Genomic DNA, 21,268 nt, shown 5'->3' with positions numbered 1-21,268 from the left:
GCGCTCGAACGGGCGCGAGGCGAGCCCGCCGTTCGAGCTCGCCCCGCGCCCGGTCCAGGAGGCTCCCGGATCAGCACTTCTCCCACTTCAAGTCGCACTCGATCTTGAGGCCGACGTCGGTGACCTCCATGTTGACCAGGGCCCTGCCCTCGTCGTTGTCGCCCGCGTCGAGGTGCATCGACGTGTTGATGCCGTACAGACCCGATTCGCCGCAGTTCGACCACGGCCCGAACGGCTCGGTGTCGGGGAAGTCGAAGGAGTCGTCGTAGGGGCCGACGAGCTCGAACCGGCCGCCGACCGACGTCGGGTTTCCGGCGTAGAAGTACTTCGACCTCAGCTCCAGGCGGATGTCCTTGTCCAGGACGGCGGACCCGCGCATGACCACCGTCGAGACGGCCGTCTTCAGGCCCTCCGGGATGTGCAGGCTGACGGCCGCGACGCAATTCTTGGTCTGCAGCTCGGGGTCCGACTCGTCCTGGCGGTCGATGATCATCTCACGGTAGATGAGGATGAAGCTCTTCTTGTCCTCGGCGAGCACGACCTCGGCCGTGTCTTCCGAGCAGCCGGTCCCGAAGTACTTGACATCCTCGATGTACACCTCTTCGAGGTCGTTCGCGGTGACCTCGGCGGGCGCGGTGAATTCGCGCGGCTCCCCGCCTGCCGGCGCGGCCAACGACGCGAGCAGGCCCAGAACTGCCGCCTGGAGCTCGGTGAAAGCGCTCACAATCAGCATTGCGTCCTCCTTTTATTGCATCAATGCTGAGGAGACATTGAAACCGATCGCGTGCGCGGTCGAGCGGGCTCCGGTGCGAATTCGGGCGGTGCGAGCGGCCCGCGTGGCGTCACGCGGCGCGATGACGGCGAGGTCCGACGAGGACGCTCGCTCACCCGCCACCACCCGTCGCGCCTCGAGACCGTCGCTACGCGCTGTCGACCCGCCGAGCGCCCGGCTCGCCCGGCCGGCCACGTCTCGAGCTCGAGCTCGTACCGCGACGTCAGAGCGTCTTGAGGTACTCGAGGATCGCCCGCCGCTCGTCGTCGGTGAGCACCGACGTGAACTCGTGGCCCTCGTTGCCCTGGCCGTGCATGTGCGTGTTGTAGATCTTCCGGTCCTCCATCTGCTGCTGGGTGAGGATCGGCGGATAGAGGATGTTCCACACCCCGACGAAGTTCGAGTACAGCGTGCTGAGGAGCAACTGGGCCAGCGGGTCCTGGTCGCTGCCGGGGGTGCAATTGATGTACGGCGTCACGCCGACACCGACCTCGCAGGGGAGCTCCTTGTAGTACCAACCGACCCGCTCGGTGTCGTAGGCGGTCAGGCTGGTGTCGTAGCCCATCACCACGTCGTCGGCCTGGTCGGGCCGCGGCGGCGTCGACAGGCGCAGCCAGATGTTCTTGCGCTCCGACGGCTTCAGGACCTCCCAGACGTTGGGCACCGAGCCGTTGTGGAAGTACGGCGCGGTGGCCCACACCCCGTGGAGCGGCGGCGCGAGGTAGCCGAGCTCGCGATCGCCGCGCAGGTCGGCGCGGTTCTGCGGGCCGCAGTCCTGTTCGGTGCCCGAGGTCTCGGGGTAGCCGAAGAAGTTCTTCGAGCCGGCCACCTGCACCGCCTCGTTGTTGGTCTCCATGCGCACGGGGTCGGTGCCGATGACGTCGAGCGGCACGATGTAGCTGGCGACGCCCTCGAGCTCCGGCCGGGCGAGCCACGCCGGATCGTTGAAGAAGCGCGGCGAGTACGCCCCGTGGCAGCTCGAGCACGATCCGTTGCCGGCCTTGGGGTTCTTGACCGGGTTGTTGCGCGCGGGCGCCCACAGGTCGAGCAGGTGGAACAGGACGGCCCCGTCGCGCGCCAGCTGCTCGTCGATCGGGAACGGGTACTTCGGCGCCTTGAGCGTCACGATCCAGTCGTTCGCGTCGGGGCCGTGCTGGCGCATCCAGTCCTGCCCGGACTCGCTGAGCTGGCCGAGGATCCCGCCGAAGAGGCCGAAGAACGGGGTGTAGAACACCATGTCGACGCGCGGCGCGTCCATCGGGAAGGTCCCGTCGACGAACTTCAGCGCCCGGTGGCCCATGTTCCACCACGACGGCGTGTTCATGCCCGCGGTCGAGCCGGAGGTGAGCACGCCCCACAGCGTCTGGAGATCGTACAACTGCCCGTCGTCCGGGAACAGGAACGCGAGGTTGACGTCGCTGGCGTTGTTGACCCCGCGGGTGCGGTTGAGGTTGGCGATCGTCGCGAACGAGGCGAGGTAGCCGAGCGGCAGCATGTCGCGGAGGAACAGGTTGTGGTCGGCGAGCGGGCTGCCGCTGCCGAGCATCAGACCGAGGCCGGGGCCGTCCTCCGGGGCGCCGATGCTGCCGGAGTGGCAGCCCTGGCAGGTGATGCCGATCTTGCCGGTCCAGGTGCCGTCGGGCTCGCGCAGGTGGGTGAAGAACTGCGGGAGCCGGCCCGAGCCGCCGTTCGTCGCGTTCGGGTCCTCGCCCGGCAGCGGATAGGGGTTCGGCGTGTGGCCGAAGGGCGCCCCGTAGCGCTGCGACACCAGCTCGTCGAAGTTGTCGGGCCGCGACTGGAAGCCCCAGATCTGCCAGAGCTTGTTGTACTGCTCCGCCGGGAAGGTGGCGATGCCGAAGCCGGCCGAGATGTCCTGCGGCTCGGTCCCCGAGAACAGCGCGCCGGTGCCGACCGTGCTCGGCGAGAGGAGGAGGCGGCCCCGCTTCGCGCGCGCGCGCAGCTCACCGCAGGTCTTCGCCGCGCCGACCTCCTTCACGAGCGCCGGATCGACGTGGCAGTCCTTCCAGAACGCGTTGAACGCGACCGCCCGACCGTCGCTGATGCCCGGCTGCACCATCGCCCGCGGATCCTCCGGCAGCACGGTGTCGTCCGGCTTGCACTGACAGAAGTCCCACAGCGCCCAGCCGCCGTGGCTGCTCCACAGCAGCTCGTCGGGCGCCGGCGGCGTCGGGTCGAAGTAGGGCTCGACGTAATACGGGCTCGACTCGTCGCAGCCCTCCACCTCGCCGCCGCTGGTGCTGCCGGTGCTGCTGTCGTCGCCAGTGCTGCCGCTGCTGCCGTCGCTGTTGCTGCCACCGGTGGTGGGCTCGCCGGTGGTCGGGACGTCCTCGTCGGTCGTGGCGCCGCCCTCGGTGACGGCGCCGGAGGTGACGACCTCGCCGGTGCCGGTGCTCTCGGCCGGCGGCGTGCCGCCGCACCCGAGCGCCGGGAGCAGCAGCGTGGACAGGACGAAGGAACAGCGTGACGCGGTGGGTTGCGATCGAAGCATCGGAGGGCCTCCTCGAGGTGTGCGGGCGGTGGGCGCAGGCGGACAGAGCGGCACATCGCCGCATCGATGGACCCGCCACCGGACCATCCCGTCACGATCGCAGACGCGGTAAATTTTTACAATGGATTAAAAAATATAACCGACATGGGGCCTACAGACCCTGAAAAACCAATTGTCTTGCGAATATTTTTTGAACGATCCTTAAAATTCGTGCTTCTCCGGTCCGGAGCCCGGCCGGCGACGCCACGGGCCGCTCCACGTCGTTCGACCTCTCGCGCCGCTCGACGGGGCGCGCCTGGGGCAGCTCGGTCGGGTGTGGAGCCCCCGCTGCGTCGCGTCGCCCGTCGTCCGCCCTGCGGAGGTCGTCGCCGGCCCGCGACTCGTCCGACGCGTCGGCGCGCTGCGGACCTTCCGTGGCCGCGACAGCCGGCGCCCGCGACCGCGGCCGCGCCGATGCCGGCGTGTCAGGCTCGAGAGCGGTCGCGCCCCGGCCGCGACGCTCGCCTCATTCTGCGCAGGCGGCCTGGGTGAGGAGCGCGTCGTTGTTGTTCTCGAGGCACTCCTGGATGACGCCGCCGTCGGGCCCGGGGTCGATCACCGCGAAGAAGTTCCCCGGCATGTCCGCCGGGGGTGCCGGGACGGCCAGGGTGACCTGCGTCGAGCCGCCCGGGACGATGGCCTCGGTGGTCGGCACGGTGCCGAGCAGCGCGCCGCTGTCGTTCAGCCCCTCGTAGAAGCGCACGTCGATCCCCGCCGGCGCGCCGAGCGAGCCCTCGTTGTGGATCGTCGCCACGAGCACGAACTCGGCCGGGCACTGGGCGACGTCCGCCGCCAGCGAGAGCGTCAGGTCGGCCGGGTGGAACGGCCCCGCCGTGGTGGTCTGACGGAAGTTGTTGAGGCCCGGGACCGTCCAGTTGGCCTGCTCGACGAGGGGCGGGTTGCCGGCCGCGTCGGCGTCGGTGCCGTGATACGTGTGCTGCGTCCACAGGTCCCGCGCCGGCTGCCAGTTGTTGCCCTGCGCGCGGTAGACGAACACGCCCTTGCGCGGCTGGAAGCCGGGCGTCGTGACCGTACAATCGGTCACGTTCTGCGGCTCGGCGAGGTTGGCGACCATGACGAGCTCGGAGGCCCCGTCGCCGTCGACGTCGGCGACGAGCGGGTACTCGTGGATCGTGCCGCTCGAATTCATGAGCTCCAGCAGCACGGCCCCGGTCGCGCCGTCGAACACGCGGGCGAAGCACTCGTCCTGCTGAATGATCTCGGCCACCCCGTCGCCCTGGAAGTCGAACGCCGACGCGCCCGTCGCCGCCGACGAGTTGTCCTGCACCGGCGCCGTCCAGCGGGCGTACATCGCCCCGGCGGCCGGCATCGGGTCCGCGTTCGGCTTCACGACCTGCTCGTCCGGGCGATTGAAGTCGTACACCGCGAAGGCCGACCCGCCGGTGACCGCCGCCTCCGGTCGGCCGTCGCCGTCGAAGTCGGCGATGGTCGCGGGCCCGCCGAGGTTGCCGCCCTTGATCGGGATCGGCTGCGTGCGCAGGGCCGGGTTCATCACGCACGCCGCGTCGGTCGGATCGACGCCGCACCACAGCTGGCCGGTCTGACCGTTGATCACGCGGATCGTCGGCCACGCGGTCAGCACCACCTCCGGCTTGCCGTCGCCGTCGAGGTCGGCGACCGACGGCCAGCCGTCGTTGTTGTGCGCCATCACCGGGTTCATGTCGTTGGCCCAGAACTCCGACAGCGTGACCGTCGGCGGATCGCCCGCGACCCACTCGATCTTCCACGCCTCGCGGCCGGTGACGAGCTCGGGCTTGTCGTCCCCGTCGAGGTCCGCCACCGTCGCCAGGCCGCCGAAGTAGATCGGCGTGTTGTTGTTGAGCGGCGTGCCCACCTGGACCCCGTTGTTGTTCGGGTTCCACACCACGAGGCCGTCGTGGTCGATGATCATCGCCCCGAGCGCGACCTCGGCCTCGGGGTCGTCGTCGAGGTTGGCCACCGTCACCGAGGCGTTGTCGATCCGGACCTTGACGATCTCGTCGTTCGCCAGGTGCGACGTCCACAGCAGCTGGCCCTGGCCGTCGACCGCGTGGACCGGCGCGAGCGACGAGTTCACCTCGGTCCCCCCGGCGTAGATGATATCGGGGACGCCGTCGCCGCTCACGTCGCCGAGGGCGAGGGTCGAGCGCACGAGCGAGCCGAATTGCATGTTGACGGGGTCGTGCGCGATCCGCCACTTCTCGGCCCCGGTCGCCCCGTCGAGGAGGACGAGCGCGCCGGTACCCCAGCCCCCCGTCTTGGCCGAGATGACGACGTCGGGCACGCCGTCGTCGTCGACGTCGGCGATCATCGGCGTGTGGGCCACCTCGTCGGTCGTCCATTCCCACTCGAGCGCCACCTCGAGCGGGCCGGTCTCGCAGCCGAGCTGGCCCGGCAGCGGCAGGCACTGACCGAGCGATGGATCGCAGAATTGCCCGGCCTCGCATTCGCTCGCGTCCTGACAGGCACCGAGCGGGAGCTGGCACGCGTCGTCGAGGCAGACCTCGCCCTCGCCGCAACACATCGAGTCGTCGGCGCCGCAGCGGACCCCGCCGGGGCACGCCGGGACGCAAGCGCCGCTCATGCACTCCTCGCCCGCTTCGCAGCAACCGGCCGGCAGACCGCAGAGCAGCGTCATGCACACCTCGGCGCCGCCGCTGGTCGACGACGTGGTGCTCGTCGAGTCTCCGGTCGTCGACCCGGTGGTGACCTCGCCGGTGGTGTCGCCGGACGTCGGCACTGCCGTGGTCGTGCCGGTCGGCTCCATGGTCTCGCCCGTCGAGCTCGACGTCGTCGTCGTCGTCGTCGTCGTGTCGGTGGCCGTCTCATTGCCGGTGTTGTCGCCGCATCCCGCCGTCATGAGGCCCGTACAGGCGATCGCGCTCGATATCAGTGAATAGCGAAAGACGAAGCTCATGCCCGTAGGAAACCACAGACGCCGGCAGCTGTCGCGTTCGATCTCGCGGAGCCTCCCAGGACCACGCCGGGCCGCGTGGCGAGGTCGTTGGCGATCGAATGTCGCCACGTCGGGGGCCTGAGCCGACCTCACATCAGGTGATTCACGCAGCGCCCGTCCAATTCCCCGCGCCGGGCGCGCTGGCGCCTCCCACGAGCGCGGCGCTCACCCGACCGCCCGCAGGCCGAACACGCGGCCCAGCGCCTCGACCCACTCCGCCTCGCTGCGGCTGGCGTCGATCGTCAGCGCCGGCGTCGGCGACTCGCTGCCGGCCAGCTCGCGCACCCCGCCGGTCAACATGCACAGCGCCCGCTCGCCCGGGGCCACGCGACCGTCGTCGATCGCCTTGAACAGCCCCACCCCGGTGAGCAGCCCCGTCTTCTCGACCACCTCGTCGCTGCCCGGCAGCTTCGAGAACTCGAAGCCCGCCGCTCGCATCTGCGCCAGCACCTCCGCCCCGTGGCGACCGAAGTCGTCGTCGGACAGCGCCAGCATGTCGCCGCCGACCTCGCGCAGCAGCGCGGCCAGCCGCGCGTACTCGCGGGCCGGATCGGTGTTGTAGAGCCCCGGCTCGAGGTAGCGCGAAGGCTCGGGCCGCACGTGCTCGCGCGCCAGCGCCGGCTCGCCCGCCTGCCACGCGCGCACCATCGGCGCGTTGGCCTCCTGCTGGAACCCCAAAAACCGCGGCACCCGGCTGCGGCGCAGCAGCCCTCGCCGGCGCAGCGCCGCGAAGCACTGGTAGATGCCCGCCGGTCCGAAGCCCGCGCACACCGTCTGCGCCAGGCAGTCGACCGCCCCGATCTCGTCCGCCGTCGTCTCGAGCACGAACATCGCCCGCACCGCCGACGCCGCCAGGCGCCAGCGGATGTCGGGCACGTGGGCCACGCCGAAGCGCGTGGCGAACGCTCGCGCCAGCCGCTTCACCTCCGGCTCCGGCAGATCGACCGCGATCAGGTGCACGCCCGCGCCGAAGTGATCGCTGCGCTGCTTGTACAGCGTGCGCGTCGGCTGGAACAGGAACGCCTCGATCCCCTGCCGGGACGCGTAGGCCGCCAGCGCCGCGCACAGGTTGCCGCCCGACGACGCCACCAGCCGCGACACCTTCGCCCGGCGCAGCAGCGCCAGCGACACGCACGCGTCGAGCGCCTTGTACGTGCCCGTGATCATCCGGCTCGACTCGTCGCAGACGATCACCTCGCTGGCCCCGCGGTCCGCCAGCGCGAACGTCGTCGCCCCCTCGCCGTGCGAGCATCGCTCGAGGTCTGCGAGCTCCAGCCCGGGCGCCAGCTCCGGCAGCGCGAGCACCCGGTGATAGCGCAGCAGCACGCTCTGCGCCGCCGGAAACCGCCGATCGATCAAGGATCGCCACGCCTCAGCCATCCCCACGCCCACCGCCGCGCTCCATGGTCCGCGGCGGCGCGGGCGGTGTCAACGCGGCCGCGCGAGCGAGAGCGCGAGCGAGGCGTTCGCGCGCGAGGACTCCTCTCAGGCCCCGCATGAGGTCGCGACGTCAGCGCTCGCGCATGGTCAGGCGTCGCCTGCTCCGATACGATGATCTCGCGCGGGTGGTGCGGACGGGTGGCGCTCCTCAAGATCGAATATTGCGATCCGATCGAGCCGGTCACGGGCGTGCTGGTGATCGACCGCCTCGTCGACGGTGTGTGCGCCGGTGGCCTGCGGATCGCCGCCGACGTCGACATCGACGAGATCGCCGCGCTGGCCGGCAACATGACCCGCAAGCAAGCCGTGTACGCCCTGCCCGTCGGCGGCGCCAAGGCCGGGCTGGCGATGGCGCCCGAGCATCCGGCGCGCGCGGCCGTCCTGCGCCGCTTCCTCGCCACGCTGGCGCCGCTCGTCGAGCGCACGTGGTCGGTCGGCCCCGACCTCAACACCACCATGGCCGAGCTGCAGCGGGCCGGCGCCGACGTCGGCCTGCCCTGCCTCAAGATCGCCGTCGGCCGCAGCCGCGGCCTGCCCGATCGCGAGTTCCTCCGCCGCTATGAATTCCTCGACGCCGCGCTCGACGGCTGGTCCGTGCACCAGCTGCGGGCACCCGCCGCCGTGCGGGCCGCCGCGCTCGCGCTCGCCCGCGCCCTCGGCCGCGCGAGCGGCCTGCGCGTCGCCATCCAGGGGGCCGGCGCCATGGGGGGCGGCGCGGCTTACCTGCTCGATCGGGCAGGTTGCCGGGTCATCGCCTGGGCCGACGACGTCCGCTGCCTCGTCGCCGGCGCCGGCCTCGACGTCCCCGCGCTGCTGGCCCGACGCCAGGGCGGCCGCCTCCCCGACCTGCCCGACGCGCGCCCCTCGTCGGCCGTGCTGACCGCCGAGTGCGACATCCTCATCCTCGCCGCCGTCTCGCGCGCCTTCGACGTCGCCGCGATCGCCGGCCTGCGCTGCGGCGGGATCGTCGAGGCCGCCAACCTCGCGCTCGCGCCCGCCGTCGAACACGCCCTGCACGCCGCGGGCGTCCTCGTCGTCCCCGACCTGCTCGCCGGCGCCGGCGGCTCGCTCGCCGTCGAGGCCCTCTACGCCAGCGACCCGACCGGGCCCGCCGACGTCCTCGCCCACGTCGAGCGCCGCGTCGCCGCCCGCGTCGCAGATGTCCTCGAGGACAGCCGCAGGCGCGCCTGCCCCGCGCGCGCCGCGCTGCCGGAGACCGCCGATGCCGTTTGACAGGACATGTCCATCCGGACATCTCCATTCATTCCTTGCCCCCGAGGTCGGCCATGCCTGAGCGCGTCTGGTTCGACGGCGAGCTCGTCGCCGCCGACGCCGCCCGCGTCGGCCTGCTGACCCACTCGCTGCATTACGGCACGGCCGTGTTCGACGGCGGTCGCCACTATCGGCTCGTCGACGGCGGAGTCGGCGTGTTCCGCCTCGACGAGCACGTGCGCCGCTTCCACGCCAGCGCCGCCAGCCTGTGGATGCAATTGCCGTATTCACACGAGCAGCTGATCGACGCCACCCTCGCGGTCGTGGGCGCCGGCGGCCGCGGCGACGGCTACGTCCGTCAGCTCGCCTTTTACGGCGACCAGCGGATCGGCCTCGGCGCGCGCAACCCGGTCCACGTCGCCGTCCTCGCGTGGGAGCCCGGCAGCTCGCCCGGCGCCGCCACCCGCGTGCGGATCGCCTCCTTCGGCCACGGTGGCGGATGGATCCCCACCGCCAAGCACGCCGGCCACTACGGGCGCGCCTTCCTGGCCCTGCGCGAGGCCGAGGCCTCCGGGCACGACGACGCCTTGTTCCTCGGCGACGACGGAAGCGTCGTCGAGGCCACCGGCGCCAACCTCTTCATCGTCCGCGGCGGTCGCCTCGTCACCCCGCCCGACAGTCAGCCGCTGTTGCCGGGCATCACCCGCGCCAGCGTGCTCGCCCTCGCCGCCGACCTCGAGATCCCCGCGGTCGAGGCACCGATCGCGCGGCACCACCTGCTCGGCGCCGACGAGGTCTTCCTCGCCAACAGCGCCGCCGAGCTGCGCCCCGTCGTCCTCGTCGAGGGTCGGCGGTTCCCCGCGCCCGGCCCCCTCACCGCGCGCCTCGTCGAGGCCTACCGCGCCGCCGTGCGCGGCGCCGATCCGCGCCGTCCTGGCTGGATCGCCCGCGTGGAGGATCCGCGATGACCGCCGCGATCGAGGCGCTCGTCGACGTCGTCCGCGCCGCCCTCCGCGATCGCGCCCCGCACCTCGCCGCCGCCGCCGCGACGGCCCTGCACGACCTCGCCGCGCGCGCCTTCGTCGACGCCGACGGGGCCGCCGCTGCCGCCTATCACGGCCTCGTCTGGGACCTCCACGCCGACCCCGACCACCGCACCTATCCCCTGCGCCTGTGGCTCGTGCAGGCCGGCTACGCCGTCGAGGAGGCCTGCGTCCCGCCCGTCCCGCCGGAGCCCGCGCTCGGCCCCGACGACCTGCTCGCGCGCCTCGCCGCCGAGCAGCAGCAGCGCGACGGCCTCGCCCACCCGCTGTCGCAGCACATGTTCCACGGCGACCCGACGGCGGCCGACCTCGCCATCTACCTCCGGCACCACTGGCACCGTTCGCGCCTGTTCTACCGCGAGCTGACCGAGCTCGCGCTGACATGTCCCTTGAGACATGCCAGCGTCCTCCACCGCAACCTCCACGACGAGACCGGCGGCGAGGACAGCGAGCGGGCCCACCCCTTCCTGCTGCAGCGCCTCCTGCGGCACCTCGGCGTCCCGCACGGCTTTCACGACCGGCCCGAGCTGCCCGAGGCGCAGGCCTACCTCAACAACCGGATCCGCTGCGCCCGCCACCCGAGCCGCGCGTGGGGCCTCGCCGTCCTCTACTCGCTCGAGGCCGGCACCCCCGCCACCCACGGCAACATCTATGCGCTGCTGCAGCGCTTCGGCGTCCCCGACCACGCGCGCGAGTTCCACCGCGTGCACATGACCGCCGACGTCGAGCACGCGCGCGAGACCGCCGGCCTGATCGGCGAGCTCGTCACCAGCTCCGAGGACCAGGCGACGCTCCTCGCCTCGCTCCGCTACCACCGCGCTCTGGGGCGGCGCTACTTCGACGCCATCTGGCGCGAGATCCAGGCCACACGATGACGACCGCGACCGGTGAGAAGCGCCTCCTCGAACTCCTCGACGGCTTTCTGGCGAGCAAGGTCCTGATGACCGCCTACAAGCTCGACCTGTTCACCGCCGCGCGCGAGCCGATCGCCCGCGACGCCCTGCGGGCCGCCCTCGATCTGCCCGAGCGCTCGTTCCGGATCGTCGTCGACGCCTGCGTCGCGCTCGGCCTGCTGCACGAGGACGAGCGCGGCCTCGTCACGCCCCCCGCCCTCGCCCCGTTCCTCGTGCGCGCCGAGGGTCGCCCGTTCCAGACCACCACCTACCTGCTCGAATACTACGACGAGGTCTACCGCGCCCTGAACGACATGGACGCGCTCGTCCGCAGCGACGGCGCCACCTCGCCGTTCAAGCTGCGCGACTACTTCAAGGACGACGTCGCCGCTATCGACCCGCAGGTCGCCGCCGAGTACTCGCGCTACATGGACGCCACGATCGCCCGGATCGTCGAGGTCGTGCTCGCCACCTATCCTTTCGGACAGCACCGCCGCCTCCTCGACCTGTGCGGCAACACCGGCAGCTTCTGCGCCGCGATCGTCGCCGCCACCCCCGGCCTCACCGGCGCCTTCCTCGACGTCCCCGCCTGCGTCGACATCGGACGCCGCCAGCTCGCCGCGCGCCCCGAGCTCGCCGGCCGCGTCGACGCGATCGCCGGCGACCTGTTCCGCACCCCGCTGCCGCCCGGCTTCGACGTGATCACCATGTGCCGCTCGGCCATGGACTGGGGCGACGCGAAGATGGTCGAGGTCTACCGCCGCGCCCGCGAGGCCCTCCCGCCCGACGGCCGCTTCCTCGTCATCGAGCGCATGCTGCCCGCGCGCGTGCTGCCCGAGGCGCTGCCGATGTACCTGCGCGGCGTCTACTTCCTCGCCAAGTCGGAGAGCACCCGCTACCGCTCGCCGCAGGAGCACGTCGCCCTGCTGCGCGCCGCCGGCTTCACCGCCATCACCGAGCTCGAGCCGCCGCGCGCCCCCTACGAGTTCTTCCAGTCGATGCGGATCCTCGTCGCCGGCCCATGACCTCCTCCTCACTGCCCACCCTCGCCGAGATCGCCCGGATCCCCGGCGAGCAGCTCGCCGCCGCCGTCGGCGTGTGCCTCGACGCCGCCGCCTTCCCGGTGCTCGCGCGCCTGCTCGACCTCGACCTGCTCGAGCGGCTCGCCCGCGGCCCCGCCAGCCTCGCCTGGCTCGCCGACGAGGTCGCAGATCTCGCCACCCCCGTATCGCTGCAGATGACCGCCGAGCTGGCCTGCGCCTTCGGCCTGCTCGCCCTCCGCGACCAGCGCCTCGAGCTCACGACATTCACGCGGACCTTCTATTTGAAAAATTCGCAGGTGCGGCTGCTCGGCCTCGTCGACCGCCACCGGCGCTACCTCGCGGCGATCGGCGCCTTGCCGGCCGCCTTGCGCGAGACTCGCCGCGCCGACCGCCGCCTGTGGTCCGATCAGGCCGACGCGCGCGAGCAGGCCGCCTACTTCAAGGCGCGCGGCGCCTTCAACGAGGCCAGCCGCAGCTACTTCTGGGACACCGCGGCCTTGCTCGCGCGCGCCCACGCGGACCGCGATCTGCACGCCCACCGAATCGTGTGTGACGTCGGCGCCGGCCCGGCCGCCTTCGCCGCGATCCTCAAGCAGGCCGCGCCGCAATTGCGGGTCCACGCCGCCGAGGTCAACTACGCCGATCCGGACTACCTCGCCGCCACCGCCGCCGCCCTGCAGACATTGAACATACCTGTCGAGCTCCACGCGATCAACGTCCTGCACCGATCATTGCCCCCCGACATCGATCTGCTGACCGCCAATCGCCTGTTCTCCGGCCTCTCGCGGGAGGGCGCCGAGGGCTGGGCGCGGCGGCTGTTCGCCGCCCTCGCGCCCGGCGGCACCCTCGCGCTGGTCGACTTCTTCGCCACCGGCGAGCCCGCCCACGATCGCTCCCTCGCCGCGCTCCTGTCGCTGTGGATGGCCTGGAACCACCACGAGCTCGCCCGCGACCCGCCCACCGATCCGCGCGACGATCGCCACGCCTGGGGCTGGAATTCGCCGTGGCGTTGCGACGAGCTCGCCGCCTTGCTCGCGCGGGTCGGCTTCCGCGACGTCCGCTCGCGCAGCGTCGTCCCCCCGTTCGCCCTCGTCGAGGCCACCCGCCCATGACCTCGCCTGGGTCTCCGGTCCGCTGCTGCGACGTCGTCTGCCGGCGATTCGCCCGCGACCTCACCCTCGTCTACGGCGTCCACGCGCGCCAGGCCATCGTCGTCCCGCGCGCGGCCGCCGACGCCTTGCTGGCCGCGCGCCGCTTCCGTCCCCTGCGCGAGCACATCGCCCGCGCCACCGCGGGCCGCCCCGCCGAGGAGGCCGCCGACATCGCCTCCGGCCTCGAGCGGCTCGCCGCCGCCGGCATGTTCGTCGCCCGCGACGCCCTGCGCCGCCCCGACGCCCGCGACCCCGAGCCCCCGCCCATCGACCTCGTCGCCATCCCCAGCGCCGATCGCCCCGTCCAGGCCGCGCGCGCCGCCGCCTCGCTGCTCGCCGGGGCCGCCCGTCACGGCCTGACGCGCGAGCTCGTCGTCGCCGACGGCTCCGCCGATCCGTCCGTGCGCGCCGCCTACCGCGACCGCCTCGCCGACCTCGCCCGCCAGCACGGCGCCCGCGTGCACCTGATCGGCGCCGACGAGCGCCGCGAGTTCCTCGCCCGCATGGCCGCGCGCGGCCACGATCCCGCGCTCGTGGCCTTCGCCCTCGACGACCCCGAGCGCACCGGCATGACCTATGGGACAGGTCGAAACGCCCTCCTGCTCCACGCCGCCGGCCGCCGCTTCGTCTGCGTCGACGACGACGTGATCGCCCGCCCCGTGCGCCCGCACGACCCGCTCCCCGGGCTCACCGTATTCACCGGCGAGGGCGAGGGTTACGACCATTATCAGCCGCAGGACATCCGCTTCTACCCCGATCACGCCGCCGCCCTGGCCGACGCCTGCTGGTCGGACGACGAGGCGCTCGCCGGGCACGCGCCCATGCTCGGTCGTTCGCTGCCGGCCCTGATCGCCGGCGTCCCTGCCGACGAGCCGGTCGAGTTCGACGATTGCCTCGACCGCGCGATCCTCCGCCGCCTGCGCGCCGGCCAGGGCCGCGTGCGCGTCACCTTCCAGGGCCTGCTCGGCGACCTCGGCTGGTACGCCCCGACCTGGCTGCTGCTGTTCGACGGCGCCAATCGCGAGCGCCTCCTCGCCGGCGACGAATCGTATCGGCGCATCATCACCTCGACCCGCCAGGCCCTCCGCCTGGTCCGCCGCGCCACCGTCGGCGACGGCCGCTTCTGCCAGGGCGCTATCCTCGGCCTCGACCACCGCGACCTTTTGCCGCCCTTCTTCCCCGTCGGCCGCTACGAGGACGGCGTGTTCCGCACCACCCTGCGCGCGCTCGACGACGCCGCGCTCTTCGGACATGTCCCTTCGGCCCTGGTCCATGAGCCACCCGCCGAGCGCCGCTGGGCCCCCGGCGACATCTGGCGCCCCGGCAGCTGGGTCCGCCTCGGCGAGCTCGTCGTCCAGTGCATCCGCGCCCTCGCCTCGACCACCGACTTCCCCGGCCTCGCCGCCCACCTGCGCGGCCTCGGCCGGCTCGCGCCCGCCGAATTCCGGGCGATCGTCTCGCTCCGGCTCTGGCGGCAAAAAGAGCTCTACATCACCCACCTCGAGCGCCTGCTCGCCGACCACAAAGCCCGCCCGAGCGCGTGGGCCGACGACGTCCGGCGCCACCTCGACGCCATCGCCGAGCACGCCGCGCGCCCCGAGTACCCCGCCCCACGCGACCTCGTCAGCGACACCCGCGACCCCGACGCCGCCCTCGCCCTCGCCCAGCGCCTCGTCGGCCGCTTCGGCGACCTCCTCGCGCAATGGCCCGACATCGTCGCCACCGCCCGCGAGCTCGCCGACGCCGGCCACCCGCTCGCTGCCCCGCTGCGCTAGCGTTGCCACCGGTCGAGTCCGACGCTCTCACCATCAGGCTCCGCGGCGAGTTCTCCTCGCAGGTCGTGCGAACGAGCGGCCAACTGACGCCTCCTGCGGGCGATCATACGGCGCAGCCACCGCTCGGCGAGACCCATCGAGAGGACGGACGATACGCCTATCAGGCCCACCGACAGCCAGGATGGCGGGAGGTACACGATGCAGACGTAGATGAAAGGCGCGCTCAACAGCCAGCACAGCACCGCGAAGAACTGGCTAAGCCGCGGGTCCGTCCGCCAAAGTTCATTCCAGAACCAATACGATGGGAGGACGCCGAGGCGCTGCGGCCTGCTGACGAGCGGACGAGGGCGACGCGCGTCACGCTCCATGGCCGCACACGCACGCGCCGCCATGAGCGTTTCGACGGTACGCTGGTGGTGACGCTTTCGGGGCATGGCGGAGGAACTGCACCTTTGCTCAGCAGCCCTCGGAGTTCTCCTCGCACACCTTGGCCACGAGCCAGCCGCAGAGGACACCGAGGCTGCTCGCGGCCAATCCGCCGACCGTGGCTCCGGGCGGGCCCCCGAGGAGGAACCCGGCTGTTGCACCGAGGGCGCCCGCACCGAGCCCGAGGAGGCCACACTTCGCGTTCTCGTCGGCCTTGCTGCGCAATGGGCCGGAGCAGCCCTCGGGGGATTCCAGGATCGCCCGAGCATGGCTCACCACCTCGTCGCCGAACTCGGCCGCGCGTGCCGGATCGAGCGCCAAGCCGTACTCGGTCAGCTCGGCGTCTCCGCGTCCGTCGGCTTCCCTCACGGTGAGCACGCGTTCTCCGTCGAGATAAAAGTTCATGCTCACCGTGGAGCCGACGATGATCGTCTCCACTTCCCCTCCTCCGGGTAGAAAGACGGACTCGGACACGCGATCTGTCGCTTCCGAGGTACACTCGACTTCGATCCGCCTGGCATGAGTCGTCGGACTGGAGGCGAAGCACAACGTGAGGATGGAGGCGACGAGCATGTCGCGTCCATGACACACAGTCTGCCAGCGTCAACGCCCCTCCAATCGGCGCGAGCCCCGACCACGGTGACAGCGCCTCGAGCCCGGAGCCACCGCCGCCGATCGCCGCGCTCCCGCCGGTCCCCTGACTGCCTGCCGCACCTCGCAGGACACCCGCTTCTACCCCGCTCCAATGGTCGGACCACGACACGCTCGCCGACAGGCGTCCACGACCCGCCGTTCGCCTGCCTCGCCGACGAGCCGGTCGAGTTTGGCGACTGCCTCGACCGCGCGGGGGCGGGCGTGTGGGTCCCTGTGCTCGCCGGAAGCGGGAGCCCATGGCCCGGAGCGACGTCGCGTGCGATCTCACGCGGCTGCCAGCGGGTCGCGCTGTGTCGGGCCGCGGGCACGCGACGCCGCCTCACGTCGCGGCGAGCTGCGCAACTGCGGCGCGTCTCCTCGTGATACCTTGCCCAAGGTGCCGGTCCTGTGCGCTGCGATGTGGCGGTGAGGACCGGCGGCGCCGCCGTCCTCAGGAGCCGCACGCTTGCGCAGCCTCGCCTCGCTCACCCTCGTCCTCGTCGCATCCTCGCTGTTCTCCGCCTGCTCCGACGAGGTCGCCCAGTCGACCGACGGCGTGAGCACCTCGGGCAGCTCCGCCGATTCGGCGGCGACCGAGCCCGGCACCTCGACCTCGAACCCGGGCACCAGCACCGGCGAGCCGACCTCGACCGATCCGACCACGACGACGACGACGGCCGGCTCGACGACGGAGCTCACCGCGACGACCGCCGCGACCACGGAGACGACGGATGGCACGAGCACGGGCTCGACCGGCACCTCGACCACCGGCGAGCCCGCGGCGGTCTGCTGTGAGCCGCCGCTGTGCGGCGACCCGTCGATCGAGGCGTGCGTGTGCGCCTCCGATCCGTCGTGTTGCCAGGGGCCGTGGACGGGCGAGTGCGCCTCGCTGGTCGTCGAGCTCGGGTGCGGCTGGTGTCCGACGCCCGAGGGTCCGTGTTGCGAGGTCGGTGCGGGTCCCGGCTGTACCGACGACGCGATCGAGCGCTGCGTATGCGCACAGCTCCCCGACTGCTGCGGGGGCGTGTGGGGGGCCGAGTGCGTCGCCGCGGTCGACACGCTCGGCTGCGGAGCCTGCGAGGAGCCGCCGAAGGGCGAGTGCTGCGAGGCGCACCGGGGCGGCGGATGCCTCGACGTCGCGGTCGAGAGCTGCGTGTGCAATCTGGCGCCGGAGTGCTGCGCCGGCGCGTGGACCGAGGCCTGCGTGGCCCTCGTCGATCAGTCCGGCTGCGGGACGTGCGAGGTCGGCGAAGGCGACTGCTGCATGCCGCAAGACGGTCCCGGCTGCGGCGAGCCGCAGATCGCGACGTGTGTCTGCGCGCAAGATCCGTTCTGCTGCCAACAGCAGTGGGACGGCGTGTGCGCCGAGGAGGTCGAGGCGCTCGGCTGCGGCGTGTGCCAGGCCGGGCCCGGCGACTGCTGCGTGGCGGGCGAGGGCCCCGGGTGCGTCGACCCTGCCGTGCAGGCGTGCGTCTGCGCCGTCGCGCCGAGCTGCTGCCAGCAGCAGTGGACCGACGCCTGCGCGGCGCTGGTCGAGCCGCTCGGCTGCGGCCTGTGCGGCGTCCCGGGCGAGGCCGAATGCTGCGAGCCGCACGACTCGCCGTCGTGCGACGACGCCACGATCGCCGAGTGTGTCTGCGCGCAAGATCCCTTCTGCTGCGCCGGGGCCTGGGACCAGGGCTGCGTCGCCGAGGTCGAGGCGCTCGGCTGCGGCATGTGCGGCGGTCCGAGCGAGAACACCTGCTGCGAGACACACGGCACGCCGGAGTGCGACGACGCGGCGATCACCCAGTGTGTCTGCGCGCAGGATCCCTTCTGCTGCGACGTGCAGTGGGACCAGCTGTGCGTCGCCGAGGTCGAGTCGCTCGGCTGCGGCATGTGCGAAGCGCCGAGCGAGACCACCTGCTGTGAGGAGCACGGCACGCCCGAGTGCGACGACGCGGCGATCACCCAGTGCGTGTGCGCCCAGGACCCCTTCTGCTGCGACGTGCAGTGGGACGGGCTGTGCGTCTCCGAGGTCGAGTCGCTCGGCTGCGGCATGTGCGGCTGAGCCCGCGTCATATGACGCGGGGCCGGTCGCGTCGTCGCGTCAGAACATCGTGCCCATGATCTGCGCCATCGGCGTGGTCGACATCGGCGCGCCGGCCCCGATCGAGGTCGCGGTCTTGTCGAACGCCTGGAGGACGGTCAGCAGGACGTCGGAGGTGTTGCCCTCGCTCTGCGGGTAGGGGGCGGCCTGCACGTGGATGCCGGGGAACACGAGCTGGTTGCGGCCGTGGCCGGCGAGGATGATCGGCTGGCGCTGGATCGAGTGGGTCCAGCCCTCGGCGCAGTCGCTGCTACAGTAGATGATCGAGGTGTCGAGCAGGTTCTTGCCGTCGATGTCGACGGAGGCCTTGAACTTCTCGAGCATGTCCGCGAAGCGCCCCATGATGTGGAGGATGCCGGCCTGCAGCTCCGGGGAGTCCTGGGCGTGGGAGTTGTTGTGGTGGCCGCTCAGCAGGCCGATCTCCGAGAACACCGTCTCGGCGGCGCCGCCGTGGAACAGCATGGTGGCGACGCGGGTGATGTCGCACTGGAACGCGTACACGAGCAGCTCGCTCATGACGTCGTTGACGGCGGTGATCGGCTCGACGCCGCCGACGTCGGTGTTGGTCTCGGTCGGCTTCGGGGGCAGTGTGCACAGCGGCACGGTCGCCTCGATCTTCTTCTCGAGCGCGCTCACGCCGTCGAGGTGGGCGTCGAGGCGCTGGTTGTCGAGCGTACCGAGCCGGGTGCGCAGCGCGGCGGTCTGGTCGCGGACGGCGTCGAGGATGCTGGACCGCAGCGGGCGGTCGTCGGCGGTGGGGGCGAACGCGCCGAACAGGTCGGTCCACGCCTGCTGCGGGTTGAATTGCGGGTACTGCGGCTCGTTGGTGCCCTTGTGCGACAGGGCGTGCATCGTCGTGCCGGAGTCCATCACGCTGAGGTGCTTGGACACGCCGAGGTGGACCGACGCGATCGGCGTGTCCTTGCCGATCTTCGCCGCGATGAGCTGGTCGATCGTCGGGCCGCCGGCCTTGGAGAACAGGCCGTTGAGCTCGGCCATCGTGTAGCCGTTGAAGACCGTCATGCCCTCGTGGTGGGTGACGGTCACCTCGCAGCGGTTGCGCAGGCCGGTCAGCACCGTGACGTAGTCGCGCACGCCGGCGAGCGGCTGCAGCTGCTCGCTCAGCGGGTAGTTCGGGCCGGTCGCGGCCGGCTCGAAGCGCGGCAGGATCACGCCGTTGCCGAAGAACCAGGTGACGAACCGGGTCGGCAGCGGCGAGCCGTCGGCGAGCGCCTCGCCGTGGTTGTCGAGCATGGCCTCGAGCAGGGGGAGGCCGACGACGGCCGCGGAGCCGCCGACGAGGCCGCGGAGGAAGGTGCGACGGGGGATGGTGCGACGGTTGCTCATGGCGGATCTCACTTGGGCGCACCGACGGCGCGGAACACGGGGCTGGCGGTCAGCTCGACGAGCAGGTGCTGCAGGCGGTGGTCGTTGGCGACGAACTCGGCCTCGAGGTCGTCGAGGACGGCGACCTCGCCGCTGCGCTCGAGGTGACCGAGCGAGCCGCGGACGAAGTTCTTGATCACGCACGCGGTGACGCGCGGGTCGGCGACGAGCAGGTCGGCGATGTCGCGGGCGGACGCGACCTCACCGAGGTCGGGGATGTTGGCGCTCGGGTCGATGGCGAGGCCGCCGTCGAGCGTCCGGAACGCGCCGATCGGGTCGTAGTTCTCGAGCGCGAAGCCGAAGGGGTCGAGCAGCGTGTGACAGCCGCTGCAGCTGGGGTCCTCCATGTGCTGGACGAGCTTCTGCTTCATCGTCTGCGGCTTGTTCGGGTCCTCGGTCGGCAGGCTGGCGTCGACGCCGGGCGGCGGCGGCGGGACCTTCTCGCACAGCAGCTTGGTGCGGATGAACAGGCCCCGGCGCGTCGGCGAGGTCTCGGCCGGGTGGGCGAAGCGGGCGAGGAAGCTCGCCTGTCCCAGGAGACCGGCGCGGCCCTGCTCGGCCGGCAGGTCGACCCTCGCGAAGCCCTGCCCCGGCGGCGGCGGCAGGCCGTACAGGCTCGCCAGCGCCGGATTGACGAAGGTGTAGTCGGCGTCGAGCAGCGTGCGGAAGTCGCCGTCCTGCTCCCACACGATGTCCGCGATCAGCCGCAGCGTCTCGTACGTCATCGCGTACGTGAGCTCGGGGGTGAACTGCGGGAACAGGTCGTTGTTCTTGTTCAGCGTCGACAGGTCGCGCAGCTGGAACAGCTCCGAGTAGAACGTCGACAGGGTCGCGCGCGCCTCCGGGCGGGCGAGCATCGCCTCGGCCACCGCGCGCACGTCGTCGTCGGTGACGAGCTCGCCGGCCTCGGCGGCCGCGAGCAGCTCGGCGTCGGGCGTCTGCCCGAGCAGGAAGAACGACATCCGCGCGGCGAGCTCGGTCGCCGTCAGCCGGCGCACGTCCGGGTCGTCCGGGTCGGGCTCGCCGACCTCGACGAGGTAGATGAAGTACGGCGACTGCAGCAGCGCCATCAGCTCGTACTGCAGGCCGACCCCGAAGTCGCCGCCGCCCCAGGCGCGCGCGTCCTTGGCGATGGCGACCAGCGGCGCGACCTCCTCCGCCGTCAGCGGGCGGCGCCAGGCCAGACGCCCGAGATCGACGGCGACCGCGTCGTAACAGCTGTCGCCCGGATCGCCCTCGAGGACGCACGGGACATGGCCGCCGAGGGTGCTGCGATCGGCCACCGCCGCCACGGCCACCGCCCGCGCCGACGCCTCGAGCTGCTCGATCGCACTCTCTTGCAGCGACAGCTCGGCCGCACCGATCGCGTCGAAGCCGTGCAGCGAGTAGTCGTCTGGCGGAGCGGCTGCCCCCGCGGCCGCGTCGCCGAACAGGTAGCGGACCGACCCGACGTACTGGTGACTCTGCAGCCGGCGCAGGCCGCCCGGGGCGGGTTCGAAGACCTCCTCGGGTTCGCCCGTCGTCGGCTCGCCGCTGCTGTCGGTACCGTCCCCGCTGCTCCCCGTCGGCGGTCCGGCGCTCGCGTCATCCCCGGAGCTGCCGGTGCCGGTCGCGGTGGTGGTCGAGATCGTCGCCGTCCCGATCGACGGATCGGTGACAGGGTCGGACGAACAGGCAGCGAGAAGGAGACAACCGCCGAGCGGCAAAACTAAACGCATCATCGCAGCTCCCACGGGTACAAGTACCGCGACCGCGAGAAAGAATACAGCTTCTGCCCGCGAACCGCGTCGCCACCGCGCTGTTGACGCAGGAGCACCGACTGGCTGCGGGTCACCTCCGCCGGGTGCTCGGCACGAGCTCCTCGACAATCATGGCAAGAGCAAACGCGAAAAGCCGGACGG

Annotated in this window: 15 protein-coding genes; 8 read left to right on the top strand and 7 right to left on the bottom strand. The window is 71.9% G+C overall.

The features are described from left to right. Nucleotides 1-70: 70 nt before the first annotated feature. The 3 genes from K7C98_RS37025 to K7C98_RS37015 all read right to left on the bottom strand — a co-directional run bounded on the left by K7C98_RS37025 (nucleotide 71) and on the right by K7C98_RS37015 (nucleotide 5,958). Nucleotides 71-733 carry a DUF4360 domain-containing protein gene (locus tag K7C98_RS37025; RefSeq protein ID WP_224196604.1) on the bottom strand — a complete coding sequence of 221 codons (663 nt, stop codon included), beginning with the start codon at nucleotides 731-733 and terminating at the stop codon, nucleotides 71-73. Nucleotides 734-995: 262 nt separating this feature from the next. After that, nucleotides 996-3,281 carry a rubber dioxygenase RoxB gene (gene roxB / locus K7C98_RS37020; RefSeq protein ID WP_224196603.1) on the bottom strand — a complete coding sequence of 762 codons (2,286 nt, stop codon included), beginning with the start codon at nucleotides 3,279-3,281 and terminating at the stop codon, nucleotides 996-998. 505 nt (nucleotides 3,282-3,786) lie between these two features. Further along, nucleotides 3,787-5,958 carry an FG-GAP repeat domain-containing protein gene (locus K7C98_RS37015; protein ID WP_224196602.1) on the bottom strand — a complete coding sequence of 724 codons (2,172 nt, stop codon included), beginning with the start codon at nucleotides 5,956-5,958 and terminating at the stop codon, nucleotides 3,787-3,789. On the opposite strand from K7C98_RS37015, the gene K7C98_RS37010 reads away from it, so the two are divergent. Further along, nucleotides 5,957-6,220, top strand: a complete 264-nt coding sequence (locus K7C98_RS37010; protein WP_224196601.1) for a hypothetical protein — start codon at nucleotides 5,957-5,959, stop codon at nucleotides 6,218-6,220. The genes K7C98_RS37015 and K7C98_RS37010 overlap by 2 nt on opposite strands. A 221-nt stretch (nucleotides 6,221-6,441) precedes the next feature. Here K7C98_RS37010 and K7C98_RS37005 read toward each other — a convergent pair whose 3' ends face one another. Then, nucleotides 6,442-7,635, bottom strand: coding sequence for a pyridoxal-phosphate dependent enzyme (locus K7C98_RS37005; RefSeq protein WP_224196600.1), 1,194 nt, complete (start codon nucleotides 7,633-7,635; stop codon nucleotides 6,442-6,444). Nucleotides 7,636-7,827: 192 nt separating this feature from the next. On the opposite strand from K7C98_RS37005, the gene K7C98_RS37000 reads away from it, so the two are divergent. The 6 genes from K7C98_RS37000 to K7C98_RS36975 are packed head-to-tail and all read left to right on the top strand — an operon-like array spanning nucleotide 7,828 to nucleotide 14,833. Continuing rightward, a complete protein-coding gene (locus K7C98_RS37000; protein ID WP_224196599.1) occupies nucleotides 7,828-8,949 on the top strand; it encodes a Glu/Leu/Phe/Val dehydrogenase dimerization domain-containing protein in 1,122 nt (373 codons plus the stop codon). A 53-nt stretch (nucleotides 8,950-9,002) separates the two neighbouring features. Further along, the gene (locus tag K7C98_RS36995) at nucleotides 9,003-9,896 is read left to right on the top strand and encodes an aminotransferase class IV (RefSeq protein WP_224196598.1); all 894 of its coding nucleotides are present in this window, start codon (nucleotides 9,003-9,005) and stop codon (nucleotides 9,894-9,896) included. Beyond that, on the top strand, nucleotides 9,893-10,846 hold the full coding sequence (locus tag K7C98_RS36990; RefSeq protein ID WP_224196597.1) for a TenA family transcriptional regulator: 954 nt from the start codon (nucleotides 9,893-9,895) through the stop codon (nucleotides 10,844-10,846). Before K7C98_RS36995 ends, K7C98_RS36990 begins: the two co-directional genes overlap by 4 nt. Next, complete coding sequence (locus K7C98_RS36985) at nucleotides 10,843-11,889, top strand: acetylserotonin O-methyltransferase (protein WP_224196596.1); 1,047 nt, start codon at nucleotides 10,843-10,845, stop codon at nucleotides 11,887-11,889. Before K7C98_RS36990 ends, K7C98_RS36985 begins: the two co-directional genes overlap by 4 nt. Then, entirely contained in the window at nucleotides 11,886-13,019 is a 1,134-nt protein-coding gene (locus tag K7C98_RS36980; protein ID WP_224196595.1) for a class I SAM-dependent methyltransferase, read from the top strand. Before K7C98_RS36985 ends, K7C98_RS36980 begins: the two co-directional genes overlap by 4 nt. Beyond that, nucleotides 13,016-14,833: a hypothetical protein gene (locus K7C98_RS36975; protein ID WP_224196594.1), complete on the top strand. Its 1,818-nt coding sequence runs from the start codon at nucleotides 13,016-13,018 to the stop codon at nucleotides 14,831-14,833. Before K7C98_RS36980 ends, K7C98_RS36975 begins: the two co-directional genes overlap by 4 nt. A 456-nt stretch (nucleotides 14,834-15,289) precedes the next feature. Here K7C98_RS36975 and K7C98_RS36970 read toward each other — a convergent pair whose 3' ends face one another. After that, complete coding sequence (locus tag K7C98_RS36970) at nucleotides 15,290-15,697, bottom strand: hypothetical protein (RefSeq protein ID WP_224196593.1); 408 nt, start codon at nucleotides 15,695-15,697, stop codon at nucleotides 15,290-15,292. Nucleotides 15,698-16,358: 661 nt separating this feature from the next. Here K7C98_RS36970 and K7C98_RS36965 point away from each other — a divergent pair. Then, the gene (locus K7C98_RS36965) at nucleotides 16,359-17,942 is read left to right on the top strand and encodes a hypothetical protein (protein ID WP_224196592.1); all 1,584 of its coding nucleotides are present in this window, start codon (nucleotides 16,359-16,361) and stop codon (nucleotides 17,940-17,942) included. 39 nt (nucleotides 17,943-17,981) lie between these two features. Here the strand turns inward: K7C98_RS36965 and K7C98_RS36960 are convergent, their stop codons facing one another. Together K7C98_RS36960 and K7C98_RS36955 are read right to left on the bottom strand one after the other, a co-directional pair. Further along, nucleotides 17,982-19,328 (bottom strand): DUF1552 domain-containing protein, encoded by a 1,347-nt coding sequence (locus K7C98_RS36960; protein WP_224196591.1) that lies wholly within the window; start codon nucleotides 19,326-19,328, stop codon nucleotides 17,982-17,984. 8 nt (nucleotides 19,329-19,336) lie between these two features. Continuing rightward, nucleotides 19,337-21,085 carry a DUF1592 domain-containing protein gene (locus tag K7C98_RS36955; RefSeq protein ID WP_224196590.1) on the bottom strand — a complete coding sequence of 583 codons (1,749 nt, stop codon included), beginning with the start codon at nucleotides 21,083-21,085 and terminating at the stop codon, nucleotides 19,337-19,339. Between the last annotated feature and the right edge of the window lie 183 nt (nucleotides 21,086-21,268).

It is taken from the genome of Nannocystis pusilla (genome assembly GCF_020073745.1).
GTDB classification, from domain to species: domain Bacteria; phylum Myxococcota_A; class Polyangia; order Nannocystales; family Nannocystaceae; genus Nannocystis; species Nannocystis radixulma.
This window is presented reverse-complemented; position numbering and strand designations above follow the sequence as displayed.

Coding starts and splice junctions, on each gene's coding strand:
- K7C98_RS37025 (WP_224196604.1), bottom strand. CDS start 733: ATGCTGATTGTGAGCGCTTTCACCGAGCTCCAGGCGGCAGTTCTGGGC.
- roxB (WP_224196603.1), bottom strand. CDS start 3,281: ATGCTTCGATCGCAACCCACCGCGTCACGCTGTTCCTTCGTCCTGTCC.
- K7C98_RS37010 (WP_224196601.1), top strand. CDS start 5,957: ATGCACACCTCGGCGCCGCCGCTGGTCGACGACGTGGTGCTCGTCGAG.
- K7C98_RS37015 (WP_224196602.1), bottom strand. CDS start 5,958: ATGACGCTGCTCTGCGGTCTGCCGGCCGGTTGCTGCGAAGCGGGCGAG.
- K7C98_RS37000 (WP_224196599.1), top strand. CDS start 7,828: ATGATCTCGCGCGGGTGGTGCGGACGGGTGGCGCTCCTCAAGATCGAA.
- K7C98_RS36995 (WP_224196598.1), top strand. CDS start 9,003: ATGCCTGAGCGCGTCTGGTTCGACGGCGAGCTCGTCGCCGCCGACGCC.
- K7C98_RS36990 (WP_224196597.1), top strand. CDS start 9,893: ATGACCGCCGCGATCGAGGCGCTCGTCGACGTCGTCCGCGCCGCCCTC.
- K7C98_RS36985 (WP_224196596.1), top strand. CDS start 10,843: ATGACGACCGCGACCGGTGAGAAGCGCCTCCTCGAACTCCTCGACGGC.
- K7C98_RS36980 (WP_224196595.1), top strand. CDS start 11,886: ATGACCTCCTCCTCACTGCCCACCCTCGCCGAGATCGCCCGGATCCCC.
- K7C98_RS36975 (WP_224196594.1), top strand. CDS start 13,016: ATGACCTCGCCTGGGTCTCCGGTCCGCTGCTGCGACGTCGTCTGCCGG.
- K7C98_RS36960 (WP_224196591.1), bottom strand. CDS start 19,328: ATGAGCAACCGTCGCACCATCCCCCGTCGCACCTTCCTCCGCGGCCTC.
- K7C98_RS36955 (WP_224196590.1), bottom strand. CDS start 21,085: ATGCGTTTAGTTTTGCCGCTCGGCGGTTGTCTCCTTCTCGCTGCCTGT.